Raw genomic sequence first — 18,954 nt, forward strand, 5'->3', positions numbered from 1 at the left:
AACGGTCGAGGCACGAGCGAAGGGAAACGGCTTCCGGCCTCCTCCGGCCAGGCACCTCCCTCGTGCCCCAGCCACCGCGCCCAGGCAGTCCTCTGAAAAGTCGGTGCTGTGCCGGAGGTGACAGCGATAACGAACGGCGGCGAGGCCGTCGGGAGGACAAAACGGCGAGTACCAATACCACCGGCAGGGTCGCGTCGTCATAGTCCCCCTCGGCCTCACCGAGAGGGCTCCCCGCCCCCGTTATGTTTTTTATGGTCCTGCAATGGGGCCGCCGGCCTCCGGTGCCGGCATGACTGTGTCCCCCTGTCGAAGACATGACCTGGGGGGTGGTGTCACCGGGACCGAAGGCACCGCCAGACCGCTGATAGAAGCACGATCCGCCCCTGGGGGTGCGGTGGGGTGTGGTTTTGGTTTGCGGAGAGCGTGCGGGGTTTCCCGTCGCTCGTGCCTCGAGCGCTGCGCGATCTCAGCAGCCCGGGGCGGGCTGTGCCTGAGGTGGAACGGGTGCCACGACGGGGCTTGGGGCCGGCGTGGGGCGAATGCCGTGACCGGGTGGACGGGGGTGGGGCGGCTCGACGCCTTCCGGCGCGCCCTCAGCCACCACCCCACCGGCGTATCCCCAGACCAGCAGCACCCTGCACAACAGCGATGTTCGGGGACGATGTTCGGGGACACAGCGCCCCCGTTGAGGCGGCCGAGATCGCGCAGCGATCGAGGCACCAGCGGACGGAGAACACTCCCGCCCCGGACACCCCCCACTCCCGACGTGACAACCCCATAGAAACACCCCCGGGAGGTCCCTTTAAGACAGCGGCGGGCAGCGCACGTGAGGGCTCCCACATCTGCCTGCGCTGGTGCTGCCGGCGCTAGGAAATACGCTGAGACGGTGCCCACAGCCAATCGGTGGATCATCCTATGTATCGCGATCATCGCGCAGATCGCGACGGCCAGCGCGATGTTCGGCGTACCGTTCGTGCTCCCCGCGCTGCGCGACACCTACGGGTTGAACATCGCCCAGGCGGGAACGTTGGCGGGCCTGCCAGGGCTTGGCCTGCTGTCCACCCTGGTGGGGTGGGGAGTGATCATCGACCGCTACGGTGAGCGGGTCACGATGAGTCTGAGCCTGTTCCTGACCGCTTCGCTGCTGCTGTCGCTGCACCTGGTCGACGGTCCGGTGGGGGTGGGGGTGGTCCTGGCTCTGGTGGGGGCCGCCGGCGGGCCGGTCAACGCCGCGAGCGGACGTCTGGTACTCGGCTTGTTCGCATGGCAGGAACGCGGGCTGGCGATGGGGCTACGGCAGGCGGCGCTCCCTTTAGGGCTGGGGATGGCGGCGGCCGTGCTGCCCGCGGTAGCCCAAGATCACGGGTTCGTCGCAGCCATGACAGTCCCGGCGGCACTGGCTCTCGTGGTTCTACCGTTGGTGGTGGTGCTGGCCAAGGCGCCGACGCCAGACGAGGCCCCGGAACAGCAGCCTCTGCGGTCCCGAGACAGTCAGGGTTCCCCGTACCGACGGTTGCGGATCTGGCGGGTGCACAGCGTCAGCATGCTACTGGCCGTACCGCAGTTCACGGTCACGACCTACTCTCTCGTCTACCTGGTCGAAGAGCACGGGTGGGCGGAACCGGCGGCGGGAGCGCTCATCGCCGTGGGCCAGGTGGTGGGAGCGCTGGCGCGGATGGGAGCGGGCGCGTGGTCGGATCGGGCGGGCAGCCGGCTGGGGCCGGTGCGCCTGATCGCCGTGACCTCCGGTAGCGCCCTGCTGGCGCTGACGATCGCCGCGCTGGTCTTTCCCGTGGCCGCGGTGGTGCTGTTGCTGAGCTGTCTGGTACTGGGAATGGCCCACAACGGACTCATGTTCACCGCTGTAGCCGAAACGGCCGGGATGGTCTGGGCGGGACGCGCCATGGCCATACAGAACTCACTACAGGCGGTCAGTTCGACGCTGACGCCGATGTTGATGGGGGTCGTGATCCAGGTAGCGGGGTTCGCCATTGCTTTTGGTACCGCGGCGGCGTTTTGCGGCCTGGCAGCCGCTGTCGTTCCGCTGCGGCACAGGGCGGCGCAGAACTAGAGCGAAACGTGGATCGTCTCGCCCCCTCCGTCGTCGTCGCGGCCGGGGCGGGAGCGCTCCTCGGCAACCGGCAGTGTCGTCGCCGCCTCACTCGACGGCGCCTCGTCAGCCGTGTTGACCATACTGTGGGCCGCGTAGACGAGGTACTGCCACAACTGTTGGTCGAGATGGGGTGCCAACTCCAGTTCATCGACAGCGGCCCGCATGTGTGCCAGCCACCGGTCACGCTCGGCGGTGCCGATCCGGAACGGGAAGTGGCGCATCCGCAGTCGAGGATGGCCGCGGTTCTCACTGTAGGTTCGTGGCCCGCCCCAGTACTGCATGAGGAACAGGCGCAACCGCTCCTCGGCGGGACCGAGATCCTCCTCGGGGTAGAGCGGACGCAACAGCGGATCGGCGGCGACCCCCTCGTAGAAGCGGCGAACGAGGCGGACAAACGTCTCCTCACCACCGACGGCCTCGTAGAAGCTCGTGGGTGCCGCGCTGTCGTCGCGGGCAGAAGAAGTAGAACTCATAGCTGCCTGCCAGCTTACGTGGTGCAAACATGGTCAAGGACGACCGAATCCCGCGGTCGTGCATCCGAGCGATGAGGAGGATGAGGAGCACGACCGCAAGACGCGGCGGCGGGACGAGCCGTTGAACTAGTCGCGGGTGAGCTTGCGGTGGGTGACAGCGTGCGGCCGGGCCGCCTCGGCGCCGAGCCGCTCGATCTTGTTCTGCTCGTAGGATTCGTAGTTGCCCTCGAACCAGAACCAGTCGGCGTCGCCCTCCCACGCGAGGATGTGGGTGGCGACCCGGTCGAGGAACCAGCGGTCGTGACTGGTGATGACGGCACAGCCGGGAAACTCCAGCAGCGCGTTCTCCAACGAGCCGAGGGTGTCGACGTCGAGGTCGTTGGTGGGCTCGTCGAGCAGCAGCAGGTTGCCGCCCTGCTTGAGGGTGAGCGCGAGGTTGACGCGGTTGCGCTCGCCGCCGGAGAGGACGCCGGCCGGCTTCTGCTGGTCGGAGCCTTTGAAACCGAACGCGGCGACATAGGCGCGGCTGGGGATTTCGACGTTACCGACCTGGATGAAGGCCTCACCGTCGGAGATGGCCTCCCAGACGTTCTTCTCGCTGGCGATACGGCTGCGCGTCTGGTCGACGTAGGAGATCTCGACCGTGTTGCCGACCGAGATCGAGCCGGCGTCGGGCTGCTCCTGGCCGACAAGCATCTTGAACAGCGTGGTCTTACCGACGCCGTTGGGGCCGATGACACCGACGATGCCGTTGGGAGGCAGCGAGAAACTGAGGTTCTCAATGAGGAGCCGGTCGTCGAAGCCCTTGGTAAGGTCCTTGACCTCGACCACGCTGTTGCCTAGGCGCGGCCCCGGCGGGATCTGGATCTCCTCGAAGTCGAGCTTGCGGGTCTTGGCCGCCTCGGCTGCCATCTCCTCATAGCGTTGCAGCCGCGCCTTGCTCTTGGTCTGGCGAGCCTTGGCGTTGGAACGCACCCACTCCAGTTCATCTTGGATGCGCTTCTGGCGCTTGACGTCTTTTTGGCCCTCGACTTTGAGGCGGGTGGCCTTGGTGTCGAGGTAGGTCGTGTAGTTACCTTCGTAGGGGTAGAGGCTGCCGCGGTCGAGTTCCAGAATCCAGGTGGCCACGTTGTCGAGGAAGTAGCGATCGTGGGTGATGGCCACGATGGTGCCTGGGTATTTCTCCAAGTGCTGCTCAAGCCACTGCACACTCTCGGCGTCGAGGTGGTTGGTGGGCTCGTCGAGCAGCAGCAGATCGGGCTGCTCCAGCAACAGCCTGCACAGCGCGACACGGCGCTTCTCCCCGCCGGAGAGGACCGAAATTTCGGCGTCGGGTGGCGGGCAACGCAGGGCATCCATGGCTTGGGCGAGCTGGCTGTCGAGGTTCCAAGCGTCGCGATGGTCGAGCTGCTCTTGGAGTTTGCCCATCTCCTCCATCAGCTCGTCGGAGTAGTCGGTTGCCATCTTCTCGGCGACCTCGTTGAAGCGGTCGAGCATCGCCTTGGTCTCGGCCACCCCGTCCTCGACGTTTTGCTGCACGGTCTTGTCGGGGTCAAGGTGAGGCTCCTGAGCCAGGAGGCCCACCGAGAAACCTGGCATGAGTCGAGCCTCGCCGTTGGATGGCTGCTCAACGCCGGCCATCAGTTTCAACAGCGTTGACTTACCCGCGCCGTTGGGTCCCACGACACCGATCTTGGCCCCGGGCAGGAAGGAACCCGAGACGTTGTCCAAGACGACTTTGTCTCCGTGCGCTTTGCGCACGTTGCGCATCGTGTAGATGTACTCCGGCATGTCTCCAAGACTAGGACGTCGGCACCGGTGCACAGGCCAGCCACATCCAGATGATCATCGCTCCGGTCTTGGTCGGATGATCGGGGCGTGCTCCTCCAACCATTCGGGGGTCAAATGGCGCCACTGCCGGGGCGAGACGCCCTGCCGCAGCGCATAGCGGATCAACGCCGCCATGGAATAGCCGGGATCGACGGCGTGGACGCGGTCGAGCGCGGCGTCGGCGAGGGCGGGCTCGTTGGCCAGCCAGGCGCTGAACGCGAGCAGACCGCCCGGTGCGGCGGCGTAGGGCCCCTCGTCGACGTGGCGCAGTACGTAGCGCCACAGTGCGACATGGGTGGCCGCCTGGTCGGCCCGGATATGGGCCCATGCCTCATCTCGGACGCGGGGGGCTACCAAGACGACGCCCAGCCAGGCGAGGTGATCGGGGTCCTCGGGCATCCGGCCCGCCAGCGCATCAGCCACGACCGCACGCACCGTGCGCACGCCCTCGATGCGCAATGCCGTAGCGAAATCCGTGTGGCCGCCTGAATCGGTGCTGCCCCACATGCGGGCGCAGCGGGCCTCGGCCGCGAGTGTGGCGCGGTGCATCAGCTCGCGGCGCTCGCCGTTGACAGGGGCGATCGAGGCCGCGACATCCTCCCGCCCGGGCAACGCTGACATCCCCGCCACTACCGCTGTCGCGGGGATCGTGGAGGAGCCGACGTCGTAGGGTCGGCCTTCGGAGGGACAGCACTCCTGCGAGCACAGGTAGGACCAGTAGCGGCCCTCGGCGACGCGCAGCATCTCGCAGACCTCGACGCCGGCCGCAGTTAGGGCTCGCTCCGCCGCCTCAAGGCGGGGGGTGACACGATCCGCTGAGCCGTAGGCCACCAGGAGTGCACGATCGCACCCCTGTCGGGCCACTGTGGCGGCAGTGTCGGAACCGACATCGTCGGCTGAGGGCCCGGCGGTCGGGTCAGGGTCGTCGCTGGGCTCCGGCAGCTCACACTGGGCGGCGAACCCTACCCGCGTGGAGTCGCGCACGATGCCGAGGACAACGAGGCTGTCGCTGGGGTGGAAGCCGACCAGGTAGGGGATGGCGGCGATGACATCCACCGGGTTCTGTAGGGAGAGGGAAGGGACCGAATCGAATTCGCCGTTAGTGACCATACGATCACCATGCGCCACGAACCCGCGGTCGAACAATTACAGTCGCATGGTTGTGGAAAAACCGTTGCGGTGCACGGCTTCACCGCCCCCCGGCGAGTCGAGCGGTGACCATCCCCGGCAAGAGTTGACCAGAGTCACGACGAGGGGTCCTCGGAGAGGGGCGCGTCGCCGTCACCGGGGGAATTGGGGAGACAGACACGGTCGCGGCCGGTGTCCTTGGCGTGGTAAAGCGCGAGATCGGCCGCGGTGAGCAGTTCGAGCAGGTCCCGCCCATGCACGAGCAGCAGCGCCACCCCGATGGAGATCGTGATGGTCACAGTGGCGTCCTCGGTGGGCAGCGCCATACGCCCTACGCGCGCGCGTAGCCGTTCGGCCACCTGATGGGCTTTGGCCGTGTCGGCTCCGGGCAGCAGGACGACAAACTCCTCACCACCGAAACGGCCGATGATGTCGGACTCGTCGAGTTGGTGGGTGAGGGTGTTGGCGACGCCGAGCAACACCTGGTCTCCGAAAAGGTGGCCGTGGGTGTCGTTGACCTTTTTGAAATGGTCGATGTCGATGATGAGCACCGCCATAGGGCGCCCCGACTGCAAGGCCCGTGATAGTTCGGCGTCGGCCTCGCCCTCCCATGTGGCGGCGTTGAGCAGTCCGGTTTTGGGGTCGGTCCGGGCTGCGGTCTGCAACTGCTGGAACAACAGTCCCCGCTGGAGGAGCAGCACCGGCGGCAGCGCGACGGCGAGCAGGAGAAGCGACAGCCCGCACAGGATGGCCACCATGATGCCGACGCACAGTTCGGCCCCATCGGTCAGAGCCGCCTCACCGTCCCACAACAGTCCCCGCCACGGTGTCTCTGGCGCGCTCAACCGCACACCGATCGACATCACCGCCGTGTGGATACAGGTGAACAATGCGCAGCACACGACGGCGACGGCTACCCCCGAGCCGCTGGTGAGGACAGTCTCTTCCGAAATCGTCGAGCCGTCGCCGTGTTTGGCCACGAAGGGCAGGCCGCTGTCCATGACCGCGTGGAAGACCGACGAAGAGGCGAATCCCGAGAGAGCGACCGATGCCGCGTTGAAGACACGACGAAACGTGACGGCTCTGCGGATACGAAATTGGAGCAGGATGTAGATCGGGATCGGAAAGAGCAGGGAATAGACCGGCGGCAGAAGCAGCAGAGCCGGCAGCCACCACGCACCGAGGAGGTCACGCGAGACCCCGGCCGGGGAGCCGAGTCGCCGCATGGCCTCGACGCAGACCGCGGCGCCGCCCAGGAAGGCGGCGAATGTCCACAGGTCCCTGACCAGGATGGGGGTAAGGGGTACGGCGATCGCTAATAGGATGAGATCGCAGGTGACGACGGTCGCGATGAAGACGATCAGACATGAGGACTGAGTAAATAGCGGCCAGTGACGAATCTGGCAAATCTGGCGAGTCCATGATCCTTCACTATCCGTAACGGAATACTCCGCTACCGCCATGCCGCCCTCCAAGATTTCGCCTGTCGCTGGCGGTCCCCGGGGAGGCATGACCACTCCAACGGAGGTTCTCGCTCCGTCGACGGCGATATGCCACCCCAGGAAGTAAATTACATTCAGTAATATAGTAATTGCCAACCGTGCAATCGATGGCGAAAACCGCTACATTTGGTTGTGCTGCATCTCGTCGACACCGGCACAGCGGCCGTCGTCGGACGCGGATCGCGCGTCCAACGAGCGTGAGGAAGAGCCTGAGCGCTCGGGAGGGCCTCAAGGCCGTCAGACCGGGTCGGCAGAAAGGGAGGCTTCCGCGTCTCGGGATGGCACAGCAGGGGGACCACGCCGACTGCCGGCGAGGAGACCACCGCGAGACGGAAGCTTCAAAGAGGGGGCAGACAGGCGCACGCCCCATCGTCGACGCCGAAACCGGCGATCGCCATGGGCCGCGCCAACTGATGATGAGATTGGGGAGGGATCATGGCCTCTGGCATCCACTGGATCTAGACCGACCGCCATGTTCGACGATTAAAGGGCGGCTGTCGGCTCGCGGTACGGCTCTGGCCGTGTTCGTGCGCCGATAGCCGTACCGCCCCCGCATTCGATGCCCGACCGAGCGGCGACGCAGGCCGCTCCCATCCGTGGCTACCGCCCAGGCGGGCCGGGCTGGCCCCGGTCCACACCCCGATCGCGTTCAACCGTGCCCGCCGGGGCGGGGCGGCATCGTGGGCTTTGAGGAGGTGGTGCGGCCCGCTTCCTGAGCGCTACCGCACCCGACCACGAAACGCCCGGCACAACCGCCGGCACTCCTGCCCTCAGCGGCGCGAACGCCGCGAGCGAGCTCACTCCCCCTCGCCGCAGGCCCTCACAACGGATCGGCTGAAGGCGTGGTACCGCCCCAGCGCCTCTTCGAGTGGAGCCACGACGCGCTCGGCCGTGATCGATCGCACACTGGCTGTGGCCTTCTCCTCGACTTCCTCACGTCGCCGTGCAGCCGCCACCGAGACCAGATTGCGGCACCCCACCCCCATGAGCCACCCCACGAGCAGCGTCGACAGGGACAGCACCGCGGCGAAGGCGGCGAACACGGGGTTGTCGAGCAGCGACATCCCGGCCATACCGCCCCCCAACCAGCTCACCGCGAGGGCGACAAACCATGCGAGCCCAACCCCGGAGATGGTGACCAGCGCGAACTGCGCGGCGCGGATGAACTTCCACCACGAGGGGGGATCGTCGTCGGCCGGCACGGTCGAGGCGATCGCTTGGCCCAGACGGTTGGGCAGGTTCGCGATGTCGCTGCGAGCAGCCGAGCGGATGCGCTGGGGCCAGGGTTCGGGCAACTCCTGGCCCACCCGGTCCGCGCCGGTGAGGAGAGCCGTGTTGATCTCGGCCGGCTGCACGCCGATCGAGCCGCTGGGGCCGTTGCGGAACCCCTCACGCAAGAAGTCCAACTGGATCGACCGGAGCGGATCGCGGCGCAGCCTGCGAATCCAGCGGGCCACGGGCCAGCCGACGAGGTCTCCGCCACGCAGGTCGTAGGAGGTCTCCACAGCGTCGGCGATCGCGGTGACGCCGGCTGCCTCGGCGAGATCGGCCACCAACCCTTCACGCACATTCTCGGGAAGGTGGGTCTCGGCTTCCCCCGAGCCCCGGTAGACCTGGAAGTCGTGGGCGACCTGGTTGAGGTCGGCGACGAGCCGGTCAATCGAGACCCGCCGCTCCGCGACCGTGTCCTTGAGCAGTTGGCGCAGCTCACGGATACCCTGGCCGGTCAACGCCGAGGTGGTGAGCACTCGCGGATGGACACCGGATTCGGTCTCCAGCAGCCGCCGCAGATCGGTGAGGAGCTCCTCGACTTCGGCGGAATCGACACGGTCGACCTGGTTGAGCACGGCCACCATCACCGCCCCGTGCCCGGCCATCTCCGCGAAGTAGCGGTGGTGCACGGCTGCGTCGGCGTACTTTTGCGGGTCGAGGACCCACACCAGCAGGTCAACGGCTCCGATGAGGCGTTGGGCCTCCAGCGCGTGGCCTTCCTGCACCGAGTCGTGGTCGGGCAGGTCCAGCAGAATCAACCCGGACAGGTCGGAGTCGTCCTTGTCGAGTTCGCTGGCGCGGGAGTGACGGTGACGAGGCGGAACACTGAGCCAGTCCAACAGTGAGCCGGCTCCTTGGGTGCCCCAGACGCATGCGTAGGCCGCGGAGGTGGTGGGACGAGTGATGCCCACGCGGGAGAACTCCAGTCCGCACAGCGCGTTGAACAACGAGGACTTGCCGCTGCCGGTGCCTCCAGCCAGCGCCACCACACTGTGCTGGTCGGACAGCCGCAACCGTGCCCCGGCGTGGGTGAGTACGTGCCGTGCCCGGCTGATCAGTTCCGAGTCGAAGTCGTCGCGGCCGATCTCGACGAGTGTGGCCAGGGCTTCCAGGCGCGCGACCAACTCGTCTCGACTGATCGCCGGAGCGGGGTTCCAGGCTTCCTGTGAGGTGGGTTCGTAGTCGTCGTCGAAGTCGGAGCCGAACCATACCGGCGTGGGCAGCGGGTCGTCCTCGGGGTTGGTGGCTCCTGAGGGGGCGGGAGCGGCGTCGTCGAGGATGTCGCCGCTGCGCTGCGCCTCGGCCTCGGCAATGGTGGCGTCGGTGAGCTTGGGTTGGGCCCCCGTACGGCGACCGGCGATAGCGTCCCCGTCGTCTACGGCACCAACCAGATTGGTGACCCAGCCGGCCAGATTGTCGGGATCGTCGGGGTCGTTGGGGTCGCGGGGACGGGCGGGAGCCTCGGTGCCACCGGAGTGGCGCGACTGGTGCGGATCTGCCGTTTCGGTGCCGTGGCCCTCGGAGTCCTCCGAGGCGTCGGGAGGCGCGGAGCCGGCGGAACCGGCAGGCGGCACGGCGATGCCGGTCTTCGCTGCGGGCGGCGCAGCGTGGCGGCCATGACTGGGTTTGACCGGAGCAGCCGCGGCGCTGGGGTCGTGGGCCGACGCCGCCCCCGGGGCCTCCTCGGCTGCGGTGGGGCCGGCCTTGTCCTCGGGCAGCTCCAGCGGCCCGGTTTGTGCCGTGGAGGTGTCGGGGGCGGGTTCGGGCGCCCCGGTGAAGCGTGGCGCGGGCGTCGGGTCGTCGCGGCGCCGCTGCGGCGCACTGGTGGCCGGGGCGTCTTCGGACACGCCGGGAATCCGGTAGCGCCAGGCGGGAGCGGTGCCAGAGCCCGATGTTGCGGCTCCGGTGTCGGAGTGGCGCTGGTTGGGGGCGGTGCCACCGGAATGGTCAGGGCTGGGGCGGGAGTCCGCCGCCGAGCCACCGCCTCCCGCAGGGCGTGACGAGCCTTCTGCGGGCGGTGGGCCTTCCTCGGGCGGCCAGGCCCAAATGGCGGCATCCGCCGATGAGCCGGGGGTGGCGCGGGTGTCGCCGCCGGGGGCCGCGTCATCGTCGGGCGCCCGCGTCACCTCCGTGTCGTCCTCGGCGTGAGCGGAATTCCGGTGAATCGTCATCGCGTGATCTCAAGGTCGTACGTGGCCTGGTAGAGCTGGACGGCGTGGTCCTCGTCGGGCAGAGCGGCGGCGGTGAGCGCGTCGGTGAAGCGCTGCTGTTCGGCAGCGAGGACGGCACTGATGCGCTCATGTAGTTCCTGACGCGCGCTGGCCTCAATGTTACGCAGGGACTCGGCTCCGAACAGGGCTTTCAGCAAGCGTTGCGGCGGCGTGCCGCGCGGGGCCGCCGATCCGGACGTGGGAAACCCCAGCAGACCGAGGATGAGGACGAGCCCGAAAGCCTCTCCGTCGTAGGTGACGAACCTGGCCACGGAGCGTTTGGCGACACCGTCGGAGGCGATGAGACGGGTTACCTCCTGTTGCCACTCGGCCACGGTGGCGCGAGCGCGGCGCGCGATATCTTCGGAAGCGCCGCTGATGCCGTGGCGTTCGGCGAGCATGGCCCCGCCGGGGACCGCGCTCCAGCGGTGCAGCGCGTCTTCCACGGCGCTTTCGACCCCTGAGACGATGAGGGCGGCGACCGCATCGCAGACAGCCTGCTCCAGTGCCTGTACCCGCGCCGGGGTCTCGGTCCCCCCTTTGGCTTTGCGCTTGGAGCGCAGCCGTAGGGACCGCACGAGTTCTCCGCTGGCTGTGACGTCTTGCCAGCGGGCGAGGACGTTGCCTCGCAGCAGCGAACCGTCGCGGGTGTCCTCCTCGATGTCGGTCAGAGCGGTGGAAAAGGCGGTCTCGGCCCCGGCTGCGAGTTTAGCGCCGGCCTCGACCTGGGTCTCGACCTGCTTGGCCAACTCCGGAACGCGGGTGCGGAAACTGTCGAGAACCCCGATGAAGGTCCGCCGGGACACGGTGTCGCGCTGGGCGAGGTCCCCGGCGACGTCAGCGAGGTAGGAACGGATCGGGTCGACGGTGTTGGCGGTGAATCGGCCGTCGGCGATCTGGTCGGTCTCAGAGATCGTGAACTGGGCGGCGTGCTGCAACCCGTTGGCGTCGAGCATCGCGCCGAAGTGGTCAAGGAGTTGCTGGCGGCCCCGCCTGGGTACGCGCGACAGCACGACCGCCAGCGAGGTGTCGCGATCGCGGGCGACCTGGAGGAACTCCCACACGCGGGCGTCGGCGTAGCGACGACTGGTGGTGACGAAGACCCACAGGTCGGCGGCGTCGAGGAACTTGGCGGCGAACTCGTGGTGGGCGGCCACCGCCGAGTCGACGTCGGGTGTGTCGAGGAGAGCCACGCCTTGGGGCATGCATTCACTGGCTGCCAGCACGAGCATGCCGTCTTTACCGGGCATGGCCAGTCCTTGCTGGCGCACCCGCGGTAGGGAGGGCAGGAAGGATGCCTCGCTGAACCAACCGACATCGTCGGGGTGGCAGGCCAGGACCGGGCTGTTGGTGGTGGGACGGCGCACCCCGGTGGTGGTGACCTGCTCGCCCACGAGACTGTTGACGAGGGTGGACTTGCCGGCCCCGGTCGAGCCGGCGATGGCGATGAGCAGCGGGGTGTCGGAACTGCGCACACGTGGCAGTACGTAGTCGCTGAGCTGGTGGAGCACGTCAGCGCGCACGGTGGTGCCCTTTTCGGCACCGGGGAGGCCCTCGGCGAACTCAAGGTCGCGGATGCGCACGCGCAACGTTTCGAGTAGCCGCTCCAGATGGGCGTTGTCGGCCACGGCTCCGCGATGCCGAGGTGCGCCGTGGCGCCCCCGCTCGCGCCCCTGCGATGCTCCTTCGGCCGCTGAGGGCGCGGCCGAGCCATGTCCGTGCCGGTGCGTCGCCGAGGCAGGCTCGGCGTGGGCAGCCGGGGTCGGCTGCGATTCGCCTGGCCCTGTCGCTTCCGGCACAGCAGGCGGCCGGGTCATGGCGGTTCCGCCCTTCTCATCGGTGTTTGTGATGGTCAAATAGCCCGGTCCCCCTGGGGGACCGAGCTCGTTGTCGTGTGGTCTCCCGCGTCGGCCGACTCGCCGTGGAGGGGCGCTGAGGCCGCGGCGTGGTGGCCCCTGTGCAGTATGTCAAGGTCACGAGCTACATTCACCACTTCTCCGATGACCACGATGGCCGGCGGTCGGACCCCGGCCTCGGCCGCGGCTGTCTGCACCGTCGCCAGCGTGGCGACGACGGTGTGTTGCGTGGGCAGTGTGGCGTCCTGCACAACAGCGACGGGCGTGTCACCGGCTCGGCCCTCGCGCATGAGTGTGTCGGCGATGGGGCCGATGCGCTCGACGGCCATGAGAGCCACGATCGTGCCGTTGGCGCGCGCTAGGCCAGGCCAGTCGATGCTGGAGCGTTCGTCGTCGGGGGTGACGTGAGCGGAGACGACGTGCAGGTCCTGGGCGACGCCGCGGTGTGTGGTGGGGATACCGGCCGCTGCGGGGCCAGCCAGGGCGCTAGTGACGCCGGGAACCACGGTCACCGGGACATCGGCTTGGGCGCATGCGGCGAGCTCTTCTGCGCCTCGACCGAAGAGGAAGGGGTCGCCGCCTTTGAGGCGAACCACGAACTTGCCTGCGTGGGCCCGCTCGATGAGCAGACGGTTGATGGCCTCTTGGGCCATCGAGCGGCCGTAGGGGATCTTCGCGGCGTCAACGATCTCGACGTCGCTGGGCAGTTCGTCCAGCAGGGAGGTGGGGGCAAGGCGGTCCACCACGACGACGTCGGCTTGGGAAAGCAGTTGGCGGCCCCGCACGGTGAGCAGTCCAGGATCGCCGGGACCACCGCCGACAAGGGCCACACCCTGGAGCGGCTGCCGGCCGCGACGGGCGTCGAGGGTGCCCTCGGCAAGTCCGTCGGTGATGGCGTCGCGCAGCCCCGCGGCGCGTCGTGGATCACCGTCGGCGACCACCCCGACGGTGACACCGCCAGAGCTGCCGCTGGCCGGGGTCCACGCGCTTGAGGCGTGGCGATCGTCGGCGCGCACGCACCACACCCGGATGGCTTCGGCCTCTTCGGCCACCGCGGCGTTAACGTCTGGAACGTCGGTGGCCGCATGAACCAACCAAAAGTGACCGAGATCACCCTCACTCACGTCGCCGGGCCGGTAGGAGCGCCGGTGCCACGTGATGCGCCCGTTGGTGGCCAGGTCCTCCAGCGACGCGGTGGCCTCGGGAGCGACGAGGGTAACGCGGGCACCAGCGTCGAGCAGGACGGGAATCCGCCGCTGGGCGACACGACCACCCCCCACTACCAGCACATCGCGTCCGTCCAGGCGCAAACCGAGAAGATACGTCACCGAGGTAGCCCTCCAGAATCCCGATTGTGACCCATTCCTGTGGGCCGTGGTACCCCGCCGCGCCGGTGTTGCCGGTCGTGGACTCGACCCGGGACGCCCGCAGGGGGCGCATCCACACTGCCCGTTGGGGACCGCGTGATCAATGGCGGGCGGTAAGTGTCTTCATCTTTAAGCAAAATACCGTGCTAACCCGAAAACCGGCTCACCTGGAGTGGAGTCCGCCCCCTCGTCAAAGGTGTGCCCTGTTGCTCGGCCTGTTGGGCCTCGCCGACGCGCCACGTGGCGGACGCGGCAGCGCACAAGCCGCTGACCAGGACGTGGAGCCGGCAAAACGAGGCGAAAGATTTCTGTTTTCGTTTGGTCAATGTTAGGAATCCCGTGCCCCACGGTGATACAGCGTGCCCGCAACGTCCCCAGTGGGGCAGGTCACGACACCCCGTCGAGCGACGACCGTTCGGGCACAGTGGAAGGACACGACAAGGGCGCCCTGCCCGCCGAGAGCGTTGCTCCCCAAACTCAGCCAAGGCTTAGCCGGGTCTCGTTGTCGTGGGCCATTCCACATGGCCCACGCGGCCGGCACCCGAGCCTTCCCGCGGAAGGAGAGGCCACCGCGAAGTTGGCACACTGCTTGCACGCGGGTCACCGGCCGGCGGAGCGGGACCCTCCAAGAGCGCGCGAGCGCAGCGCACCCTCCGAGGTCCCGCTCAACTGGACGAGAGGAGCCTCAGTCGCGTTCGGTCACGCCGGCGTCATCGAAGGTGGCGACATCGCGCAGTGCACGCACCGACCCTTGCAGCAGGGGCAACCCCAGCAGCGCCCCGGAGCCCTCCCCCAGGCGCAGCTCCAGGTCCACCAGTGGCCGCAGCCCCACGTGCTCCAGCACGGCGCTGTGGCCGGGCTCGCTGGAACGGTGACCGGCCACGCAGGCGTGCAGGGCGTTGGGAGCGATCGCCAAGGCGGCAAGGCAGGAAGCTCCCGCGATCACTCCGTCGAGCACGACCGGAATCCGCAGTGCCGCGGCTCCCAAGATGAAACCGGCCAGTGCGGCGTGCTCCAGACCGCCCACTGCGGCCAGAACCCCCACGGGGTCGCCACGGTCGACCCGGTTCACGGTCAACGCCCGGCGCACCACTTCGACCTTGTGCTGGTGCGCCGCGTCGTCGACCCCGGTGCCGCGACCGGTGACCTCAGCGGGGTCGCGGCCGGTGAAGGCGGCGATGAGCGCGGCCGAGGGTGTGGTGTTGGAGATGCCCATATCCCCGGTGACCAGGCAACGGTTGCCCGCGGAGACGAGGTCACGGGCGACCTCAATGCCGACCTCCAGCGCGTGCCCGGCCTGGGCGCGGGTCATGGCCGCCCCTTGGGTGGAGTCGGCCGTTCCGCGCGCGATCTTGCGGGGCAGCAACCCGGGCACCGACGGCAGATCGGCGCTCACCCCGACGTCGACAACGCTGACCTCGGCTCCGACCTGGCTGGCGAACGCATTGACGACGGCCCCACCATTGAGGAAGTTCGTCACCATCTGTGCGGTGACCTCCTGGGGCCAGGGGGAGACCCCTTGGGCGTGCACACCGTGGTCACCGGCGAAGATCGCGACGGCGGCGGGTTCTGGCAGCGGGGGTGGACACTGTCCGGCCAACCCGGCGAGCTGGACGGAGATGTCTTCCAGCACCCCCAGCGCTCCCTCGGGCTTGGTCATGCGGCGCTGCCGGTCCCGGGCCTGGCCCAGTGCCTGTTCGTCGGGCGGTCCGATAACGGCGATGGTTTCGTTGAGCAGACTCGTGGGCTCCTCTCCGGGCAGGCCACGGTGACCGTACTGGTCATGGTGCACGGCCCACGAGAGCGGGCGACGCTGCGCCCATCCCCCCAACGCCAACTCAGGTTCGGGTGGGAACTCCTCGACATAGCCCACGCACAGGTAGGCCACCACCTCAAGATGGGCGGGCAGGTCCAATTCCCGCGCCAGGGAACGTTCGGTGAAGAAACTCACCCATCCCACACCGAGCCCTTCGGCACGCGCCGCCAGCCACAGGTTTTGCACCGCCAGGGAGGTGGAGTAGCCCGCTGTCTGCGGCTGAGCGTGGCGGCCCAGCGTATGGCGGCCACCCCGCGTGGGGTCGACCGTGATGGCGATGTTGAGCGGCGTGTCGAGAATGGCCTCGACTTTGAGTCCCGAGAACGCCCGGGCCCGCGCCCCGGGCAGGGAGTTGGCGTACTCGTCGCGCTGTTGCTCGGCGAGGCGCTTGACCCGTCGGCGCGTCTCAAGGTCGTCGACGACGACGAAATCCCACGGTTGAGAGAAGCCCACCGAGGGGGCCTGGTGGGCAGCGTGAAGGACGCGGGTGAGCACTTCGTGGGGGATGGGATCGGGTTTGAAGCCCACCCGCACGTCGCGGCGTTCCCGGATGGCGCGGTAGACGGCCTCACGCTCGGTCTCGGGGTAGGCGTGGGCGCCTGGGGGGACCGGCGACGCCGGCGCAGCGGTGGGCTCTGGCTGGGCCACCTTCGGGGGGACGCCCCTCGCGGGCCCGTTGGGCTGAGCAACAGAATCGTGCGGGCTGGTGTGGGAATGCGCACCGACCGCGGTGGAGTGGTCGCTGTCGGGAGGCAGGGGCGCTGTGCCCTGCGAAGCACGCGGGGAGCCGCCGGCGGCACCGGTGGTGGAGTGGTCGTCACCGGCCGGTTCTGGAGCGTTCCCCTGGGGACGGGCAGCGCCGGCCCCGCGGAAGGGGATGACATTCGGTTCCAACGTGTGTTCCGTGTTCTGTTGCTGGTCGGGCCGGTCGGAGTGACCGGCGACGGTCGAGGCTGTCGGCGGATGCTGGAGGGCACCGTCGGTGTGGGAGGAGCCGGAGGTGGGCCCGGACTCGGCCTCGGCGGTGGGAGGAGTCGCCACGGCGGAGGCCCGCGGCGAGCCGGAGCGGGCGGTGGAGCGCGGCGGCGAGGGCTGGGATTGGAAAGGGTTGGGGCGCTGCGAAGTGGGTGCCCCCGCTGAGCTGGAACGCTCCTGGCCTGGAGCGGAGTCCTGGGCCTGACCGCTGGAGGGGGGAGAGAGCGGTCCCGTGCCGCGGCCTTGCTCGGGAAGGTCGTCAAGGAGCCCACCGCCGGAGGTGTGACCGTAGGCGATCGTCTCCCAGTGGCCGGCGTCGGAGGCGGATCGGGAGGCGCCTGGACGGTGCGCCCCCGACTGCGGGGAGGCGTGCTCACCCCTGTCGCCGCGGTTGTCCTGGTCGCTGGAGTGGCTGGTGCCGTCGTCTGGGTTCCGGCCGCGCCGGTTGCGGCGGTGCTCGTCACCCGTCATGGGAATCCTCTCGCTTCGCGATCCATCGTCGGTCGTGGGCCTACCTGGCGGCCGAGTGCCCCAGGGACGTGAGCGCGGGCGTTACCGGCCACTGCCGGCGCACCGCTCCCGTGCCGGGTGGTGGGGCCGCGGTCGTGTCCCATCGGTGCGCTCGATAGCGGCATCACCGCGTGACAGCCGCGCGCTTCCCCCGTGACTCCCCTGCCGCCACGCCGCGCCGCCGCGCCGGGCGCGGTCCCCGCCGGTCGCCGGACTCACAGCAACTCTGCCAGAGCCCGGACGAGGCGGGCGTTGTTCTCGGTGTCGCGTACCGCTACCCGCAGCCAGTCAGCGCCGAGGCCGGGAAAGGTATCTCCCCTGCGCACAGCTATTTTCTGCTCCAACAGGGCCGCACGCAGCCGTTCGGCGTGGGGGACGCGCACCAGCAGGAAGGAGGCGCTGGCTCCCGGCGTGACCGCCACCCCGATCTCGTCCAGTCGGCGGGCGAGGTCGGCACGGTGCTCGGCGAGGCCGCGCGCCCAGGCGTCGGCCTCGGCGAGCGCGGGCGGGGAAGAACACGCGACCGTCGCCACCAGCGCCGGAGTCGAGACCGACCATAGCGGCTGTGCGTCGGCTAGCAGCCGGACCAGGTCTGGCGGGGCGAGCAGGTAGCCGGCGCGCAGCCCCGCCAACCCCCAGGTCTTGGTGAGACTACGCACCACTACGAGTCCGGGCAGGTCATCGCGAGTGCAAAGCGATTCGGGCTCTCCGGGCACACAGTCGGCGAACGCCTCATCGACGACCAGGACCCGCCCCGGACGGGCTAGTTCGGCCAGGGTGGCGGCAGGGTGCAGCACGGAGGTGGGGTTGGTCGGGTTACCGACCATGACCAAATCAGCCTCGGGCGGAACCGCGTCGGGGTCGAGGGTGAAATCGGGGGGCAGGATCGCCCGGTCGACCTCGTGGCCGGCTGCGCGCAGCGCCGCCTCGGGCTCGGTGAATTGGGGGTGGACCACCACGGCCCGGCGGGGCCGCAGGACACGGGCGAGCAGCACGAACGCCTCGGCTGCACCCGCTGTGAGCAGGACCTCGTCCGCAGAGCGGCCATGGCGGTGGGCCACAGCCCGGCGGGCGGGGCCGGGGTCAGGGTAGGCGGCAAGGTCACCCACAGAGGCGGCGATGCGTTGGGCCAGCCAGGACGGTGGGGTCCCTGGGCGCACGTTCACCGCGAAGTCGACGAGCCCGGGAGCGGTGTCGGCGTCGCCGTGGTGCCGCAGGTCAACGTCACCGCCGGTTGTGGCCATCGCCGAGTGGAGATCCACGGGCGGGAGCGCATGTGCATGGGCGTTGTCAGCGCCGGGAACGCCACCCGCGCTCATGTTTCCCTCCACCACTCATTGCACGTATCGGCCAAAACTCTCATACCAGGCACGCACTCTACGCCGTTACGTCCGCTTGTGTTTCACTCGCCTCGCCTCTTGTCACCGATCCCCACCGGCACCGGGGTTGCTGCGCTGCATGTTCACCCTCCGCAGCCCACGTGTGGGGCGGTGGTCACGCGAGCGCGTGAGGTAGGTGACCACGCGATGCCGGGTTGCTGGGTGCTGTTTTTGACAGGGGGCTCGCCGGCCGCGCCTCTTGGGTGCTTTTCGCTCTTGCGGGGGTTACGCGGCTGGCCGGTGGCGGTGGGAACGGCGGTGTTGGCTCGTGTGCCCTCGATCGCTGCGCAATCGGCAGCTTGACGGAACACGGGAAAGCGCGGGAGCCCGGAAGCGGGGCCACGACCGACGTCGCGGCCGATAGCGGACACCCCGCTGCGCTGCGGCACCTGCCCGATCGCCGCTGGCCAGAGCCGACGATGGTGCGGGAGAGCCCGTCGCAGCGGGGCATCGCCTGTGGCCACGGCCACGCGTGCTATGAGCGAACCGTCCGTGTCCGCGAGGCGACGAGGACACCACAGCA

Annotated in this window: 10 protein-coding genes; 1 reads left to right on the forward strand and 9 read right to left on the reverse strand. The window is 68.8% G+C overall.

Translation table 11 applies throughout. The features are described from left to right. The first annotated feature begins 886 nt into the window (after positions 1-886). Positions 887-2,071 (forward strand): MFS transporter, encoded by a 1,185-nt coding sequence (locus ABD848_RS00925; protein WP_344966308.1) that lies wholly within the window; start codon positions 887-889, stop codon positions 2,069-2,071. Here ABD848_RS00925 and ABD848_RS00930 read toward each other — a convergent pair. The 9 genes from ABD848_RS00930 to cobC form a co-directional block, all read right to left on the reverse strand. Continuing rightward, entirely contained in the window at positions 2,068-2,586 is a 519-nt protein-coding gene (locus ABD848_RS00930; protein WP_344966309.1) for a globin, read from the reverse strand. The genes ABD848_RS00925 and ABD848_RS00930 overlap by 4 nt on opposite strands. Positions 2,587-2,712: 126 nt before the next feature. After that, complete coding sequence (gene ettA / locus ABD848_RS00935; RefSeq protein WP_344966310.1) at positions 2,713-4,377, reverse strand: energy-dependent translational throttle protein EttA; 1,665 nt, start codon at positions 4,375-4,377, stop codon at positions 2,713-2,715. Between the two features lie 54 nt (positions 4,378-4,431). Then, positions 4,432-5,526: a DUF4192 domain-containing protein gene (locus tag ABD848_RS00940; protein ID WP_344966311.1), complete on the reverse strand. Its 1,095-nt coding sequence runs from the start codon at positions 5,524-5,526 to the stop codon at positions 4,432-4,434. A 134-nt stretch (positions 5,527-5,660) separates the two neighbouring features. Continuing rightward, complete coding sequence (locus ABD848_RS00945) at positions 5,661-7,007, reverse strand: sensor domain-containing diguanylate cyclase (RefSeq protein WP_344966312.1); 1,347 nt, start codon at positions 7,005-7,007, stop codon at positions 5,661-5,663. An 836-nt stretch (positions 7,008-7,843) separates the two neighbouring features. Continuing rightward, positions 7,844-10,489, reverse strand: coding sequence for a GTPase (locus ABD848_RS00950; protein ID WP_344966313.1), 2,646 nt, complete (start codon positions 10,487-10,489; stop codon positions 7,844-7,846). Next, positions 10,486-12,345, reverse strand: coding sequence for a GTPase (locus ABD848_RS00955; RefSeq protein WP_344966713.1), 1,860 nt, complete (start codon positions 12,343-12,345; stop codon positions 10,486-10,488). The genes ABD848_RS00950 and ABD848_RS00955 overlap by 4 nt, the downstream gene beginning before the upstream one ends. A 35-nt stretch (positions 12,346-12,380) precedes the next feature. Beyond that, entirely contained in the window at positions 12,381-13,712 is a 1,332-nt protein-coding gene (gene cobA / locus ABD848_RS00960) for a uroporphyrinogen-III C-methyltransferase (protein WP_344966314.1), read from the reverse strand. Positions 13,713-14,436: 724 nt separating this feature from the next. After that, on the reverse strand, positions 14,437-17,013 hold the full coding sequence (gene cobT / locus ABD848_RS00965) for a nicotinate-nucleotide--dimethylbenzimidazole phosphoribosyltransferase (protein ID WP_344966315.1): 2,577 nt from the start codon (positions 17,011-17,013) through the stop codon (positions 14,437-14,439). A gap of 254 nt (positions 17,014-17,267) precedes the next feature. Next, positions 17,268-18,296 (reverse strand): Rv2231c family pyridoxal phosphate-dependent protein CobC, encoded by a 1,029-nt coding sequence (gene cobC, locus ABD848_RS00970; RefSeq protein ID WP_344966715.1) that lies wholly within the window; start codon positions 18,294-18,296, stop codon positions 17,268-17,270. Between the last annotated feature and the right edge of the window lie 658 nt (positions 18,297-18,954).

It is taken from the genome of Salinactinospora qingdaonensis (assembly GCF_039539445.1).
In the GTDB taxonomy this organism is placed as follows: Bacteria; Actinomycetota; Actinomycetes; order Streptosporangiales; family Streptosporangiaceae; genus Salinactinospora; species Salinactinospora qingdaonensis.

What these genes read in the sequence shown, in the direction of transcription:
- ABD848_RS00945 (WP_344966312.1), bottom strand. Translation starts at nt 7,007, where the DNA reads ATGGCGGTAGCGGAGTATTCCGTTACGGATAGTGAAGGATCATGGACT.
- ABD848_RS00930 (WP_344966309.1), bottom strand. Translation starts at nt 2,586, where the DNA reads ATGAGTTCTACTTCTTCTGCCCGCGACGACAGCGCGGCACCCACGAGC.
- cobC (WP_344966715.1), bottom strand. Translation starts at nt 18,296, where the DNA reads ATGGCCACAACCGGCGGTGACGTTGACCTGCGGCACCACGGCGACGCC.
- ABD848_RS00950 (WP_344966313.1), bottom strand. Translation starts at nt 10,489, where the DNA reads ATGACGATTCACCGGAATTCCGCTCACGCCGAGGACGACACGGAGGTG.
- ABD848_RS00955 (WP_344966713.1), bottom strand. Translation starts at nt 12,345, where the DNA reads ATGACCCGGCCGCCTGCTGTGCCGGAAGCGACAGGGCCAGGCGAATCG.
- ABD848_RS00940 (WP_344966311.1), bottom strand. Translation starts at nt 5,526, where the DNA reads ATGGTCACTAACGGCGAATTCGATTCGGTCCCTTCCCTCTCCCTACAG.
- cobT (WP_344966315.1), bottom strand. Translation starts at nt 17,013, where the DNA reads ATGACGGGTGACGAGCACCGCCGCAACCGGCGCGGCCGGAACCCAGAC.
- ettA (WP_344966310.1), bottom strand. Translation starts at nt 4,377, where the DNA reads ATGCCGGAGTACATCTACACGATGCGCAACGTGCGCAAAGCGCACGGA.